This is a genomic window from Nostoc sp. DedQUE02, from assembly GCF_034531035.1.
Lineage (GTDB): Bacteria > Cyanobacteriota > Cyanobacteriia > Cyanobacteriales > Nostocaceae > Nostoc.
This window is the reverse complement of sequence record NZ_JAVRBY020000132.1, coordinates 1-3,929: the sequence shown is the minus strand read 5'-3', so window position 1 is coordinate 3,929 and position 3,929 is coordinate 1. Positions and strand designations below refer to the sequence as shown.

Sequence of the window (3,929 nt, the reverse complement as noted above, 5' to 3'; positions counted from 1 at the left end):
TACTTAAGCTAAAAGTCTCTTTAATGATGTTCAAAGACTCATTAATGAAGCTCAAAGACTCATTAATGCAGTTCAAAGACTCATTAATGAAGCTAAAAGACTCTTTAATGAAGCTAAAAGACTCATTCATGAAGTTCAAAGACTTATTGTTGCATTCTAAAATATATCTCCCCAATCCCCAATCCCCAATGCCCAAAATCCGGGTACTAATTGTTGATGATGCCGTAGTAGTACGGAGTCGAGTAAGTAAAATTTTGTCTAGCGATCCAGAACTAGAGGTAGTAGGAGTTGCGGCTAACGGTCGCATTGCCCTTGCCAAGATTTCCCATGTTAATCCCGATGTGATCATCCTGGATCTTGAGATGCCAGAGATGGATGGTTTGCAAACGCTGGCTGCTATCCGACAAAAGTATCCACGCTTACCTGTCATTATGTATAGTACTTTCACACACAGTGGAGCGATCGCAACCCTAGAAGCTCTTTCTTTAGGTGCTTCAGACTATGCCACAAAACCTAGTAATTTAGGAAGTGTAGAAGCAACAACCCAACATATTCGGGATGATTTAATTCCTAAAATAAAGGTATTTGGTACATTTTTCACAGTCAGTGCAATTACCCATCCGGTTATTTTTCCCGTTCAGAGCGATATACAGCAGGTGGAGGTTGTGGCAATTGGGGTTTCTACCGGCGGCCCAAATGCTTTAGCTGTAGTGCTTAAAGAGTTTCCAGCAGATTTATCAGTACCAATTTTGATTGTGCAACACATGCCGCCAATGTTTACGAAACTACTAGCTAAACAATTAGCTTCCAAGTGTCAAATCCCAGTAAATGAAGCGGTTTCTGGACAGATACTAAAACCGGGACATGCTTGGATTGCCCCAGGAGATTTTCATCTAATCGTGCAACGCGATAAAACTGGAGTTCGACTTGTTACCCATCAAGCATCCCCCGAAAATTCTTGTCGTCCTTCAGTCGATGTGCTGTTGCGATCGGTTGCACAAGTTTATGGAGGTGGGGCGATCGCAGTTATCCTCACAGGTATGGGGCAAGATGGGTTGCATGGCTGTCAGTGCATACGCGAGGCGGGTGGACAGGTAATTGCACAAGATAAAGCTACTAGCGTCGTGTGGGGAATGCCTAGTTTTGTCGTTAATGCCGGACTTGCTAATAAAATTCTTCCACTTAATGAGATCGCAAATGAAATTATGCACAGAATTGGTTTCAATCAAGTTCCTCCTTCAGACCTGTAATTAAACAGATTATGGGTGTAAGCACCACTGATTTTGAGTATCTTCGTCAATTAGTTCAGCATCATTCAGCCGTTGTGTTGTTTGGTGATAAAGCTTATTTAGCAGAGTTACATTTGCAGCCAATTGTCGAATCGGCAGGATTCGCTTCGATCGCTGATTTGATTACTTACTTGCGAACTCAGCCGTTTAATAGTCTTCATACCCAGACAATCGAGGCGCTAGTCACCAATGAAACCTCATTCTTCCGTGATAACCACCCTTTTGAAGCACTGAAAAAATACGTGCTACCAGAGTTAATTAAACAACGAGAAATTGAGCGATCGCTCAATATTTGGTGTGCTGCCTGCTCTAATGGACAAGAACCTTATAGCATCGCCATACTCATTAATGAACATTTCCCCATGCTTCTTAATTGGTCTGTAAAATTAATTGCGACTGATTTTTCTACTAAGGTTTTAGCGCGGGCCCGCGAGGGGCATTATAACCAGCTTGAAATGAATCGTGGACTCTCTAAAAATATTCGCGATCGCTACTTTCAAAAGCTAGATACTGACTGGCAAATAAAAGAACAAATCCGCCAGATGGTTGATTTTCGTCAGTTGAATCTTTTACAATCTTGGTCATCTCTGCCGCAATTTGACGTTATCTTTTTACGGAATGTTTTAATCTACTTTGATGTTGTTACCAAGAAAGCTTTGCTAAAAAAGATCAAGCAACAATTAAGGCCAGATGGCTACTTGTTTCTGGGTAGTGGTGAAACGACTATCAGCCTAGATGAATCGTTCAAGCGGGTTTTATTTGACAAGGCTATCTGCTATCGATTGGACAATCCTGAAGTTAAAATTGCCAATTGAGGTAAAAATCAGCAAGCTGCTGTTTGCAACCGCTAGGTACTTTACTTGAGTGGGTCGTGTCCCCAATTCTTCAAAGAGTAGCACCAGCGTGTGTGTTCTAAGTCGCCCGATGGCTGTTGCGCCAGATGACGGTGGACGTAACTAATAACTTTCTTCATGTGCGAAAGCTCATCATCGGTATAGTCATCTTTTTTCTGCAATAGCTGAATGATACGCCGCCCAGATTTATGACCGATTGACTCATCGTCGCCATCTTTTTGCCCCACAGTTTGCGACTCATCCGTATCTAGCCAAGACTCTAGTTCTTTGGGTGTCATATTGACAACTTCATGAAACTCGTCAATCACTGATTTAACATCTTTACTCATGACTAAACATTACTCCTCTACTTTCTTCAGAGCATCAGGCTTGTGAGCAGCTTGTTTTCCTGTCTTATCACTTTCAACTAAGTACTCAGGGTTATCTTCACTTGCTGCAATATGGTGTTCTTTAATATCTGTAGGTGAAGTGAGTTTCTTTACTACCTTGCCAGTTGTCTTACCTTGTGAAGTGTTCCATTCAACCCGATCGCCCTTTTTGAATTGTTCCGCCACATCCATCTCCTATTTGATGTTTTATACCTACTATAGGAATAATATTTGATTTCTGAAAAAATTCAGTACAACTCAAAGAGACTTCTTCCCTATTGCCTATTGCGTATTGCCTCTTCCCTATTGCCTATTGCCTATTGCCTATTGCCTATTGCCTCTTCCCTATCTACGCAAATAAATTTAGAAATCAAATCGGATTGCTATAATGTCACATTATGTCTGCGACTGGAAAAGCAGCCATCATTCTAGTGATAGAGAAAACCTTGATACAAAAGCTGTGGGTAGGCGTAGTCCGCACTTCGGCAAGCTCAGTGACCATCGTAGAGATTGCCTCATAATGAAGAAAGATTAACTAGATTTTCAAAAAACTTTCAATGAGCCAAACTAGCTTAAATTTAGTTGCAATATCAATCTTTCTCATGACTCTATCGGTACTGCTGGGGCCATTTTTAAACTTATCACCAGCAGTACCAGCGATCGTTACCTTCACCATCTTAGGCATAGCGACATTAGATAGTTTCAGCTTGCAAGGTAAGGGTGGTACTATCTTTTTAGATTGGATTGCTGGTTTTTCTAAAGAACACCGCGCTCGCATCGTTCACCACGAAGCAGGGCATTTCTTGGTTGCTTACCTATTAGGTATTCCCGTTACTGGCTACACACTCAGCGCTTGGGAAGCCTGGAAACAGGGACAACTTGGACAAGGCGGCGTTAGTTTTGATGATGGCGAATTAGCATCTCAACTAGAAGTAGGTAAAATCAGCGCCCAAATGCTAGACCGCTACTGCACTGTTTGGATGGCGGGTATTGCTGCTGAAACCCTAGTTTTTAATAATGCTGAAGGTGGAACTGATGATAAAAGCAAACTGATAGGAGTATTGACAATTTTAGGCTTTTCTGAATCAGTTTATCAGCAGAAATTGCGGTTTCATACCCTTCAAGCAAAAACCCTATTGCAAGAAAATTGGTCTAGCTACGAGGCTTTAGTTAATGCCATGCGACAAGGCACTTCAGTAGAAGATTGTCGTGCTGAGTTAGGAGACGCAATTAATCGCATCTGTACTGGAGAGAGACGCGATTAATTGCGTCTATAGGAAGTTATATCAAATGAGTAATGAAGAATTTGTAGTAAGCACTGAAATCCTTACTACAAACTCATTCAGGACTTACGCAACTGGCACAGCGTGATCGCTATTTTATAGTATTTATGTACTATATAAAGTGGCTGACCCATA

At 41.5% G+C, this 3,929-nt stretch carries 5 protein-coding genes; 3 read left to right on the top strand and 2 right to left on the bottom strand.

What is annotated here, in order from left to right; genetic code table 11:
• Together RMX98_RS36080 and RMX98_RS36075 are read left to right on the top strand one after the other, a co-directional pair.
• Nucleotides 1-1,250: chemotaxis response regulator protein-glutamate methylesterase (locus RMX98_RS36080; protein WP_409882107.1), on the top strand; the 1,250-nt coding region annotated here is incomplete at its 5' end.
• Between the two features lie 11 nt (nucleotides 1,251-1,261).
• Nucleotides 1,262-2,104, top strand: coding sequence for a protein-glutamate O-methyltransferase CheR (locus RMX98_RS36075; RefSeq protein ID WP_322677044.1), 843 nt, complete (start codon nucleotides 1,262-1,264; stop codon nucleotides 2,102-2,104).
• A 41-nt stretch (nucleotides 2,105-2,145) separates the two neighbouring features.
• Here the strand turns inward: RMX98_RS36075 and RMX98_RS36070 are convergent, their stop codons facing one another.
• Together RMX98_RS36070 and RMX98_RS36065 are read right to left on the bottom strand one after the other, a co-directional pair.
• Entirely contained in the window at nucleotides 2,146-2,472 is a 327-nt protein-coding gene (locus RMX98_RS36070) for a DUF3140 domain-containing protein (protein WP_322677043.1), read from the bottom strand.
• A gap of 9 nt (nucleotides 2,473-2,481) precedes the next feature.
• Nucleotides 2,482-2,697: a DUF2945 domain-containing protein gene (locus RMX98_RS36065; RefSeq protein ID WP_094348753.1), complete on the bottom strand. Its 216-nt coding sequence runs from the start codon at nucleotides 2,695-2,697 to the stop codon at nucleotides 2,482-2,484.
• 371 nt (nucleotides 2,698-3,068) lie between these two features.
• Between RMX98_RS36065 and RMX98_RS36060 the strand changes: the two genes are divergently transcribed.
• Nucleotides 3,069-3,776 carry an ATP-dependent Zn protease gene (locus RMX98_RS36060; protein ID WP_322677042.1) on the top strand — a complete coding sequence of 236 codons (708 nt, stop codon included), beginning with the start codon at nucleotides 3,069-3,071 and terminating at the stop codon, nucleotides 3,774-3,776.
• Nucleotides 3,777-3,929: the final 153 nt, after the last annotated feature.

What these genes read in the sequence shown, in the direction of transcription:
- RMX98_RS36075 (WP_322677044.1), top strand. Translation starts at nt 1,262, where the DNA reads ATGGGTGTAAGCACCACTGATTTTGAGTATCTTCGTCAATTAGTTCAG.
- RMX98_RS36070 (WP_322677043.1), bottom strand. Translation starts at nt 2,472, where the DNA reads ATGAGTAAAGATGTTAAATCAGTGATTGACGAGTTTCATGAAGTTGTC.
- RMX98_RS36060 (WP_322677042.1), top strand. Translation starts at nt 3,069, where the DNA reads ATGAGCCAAACTAGCTTAAATTTAGTTGCAATATCAATCTTTCTCATG.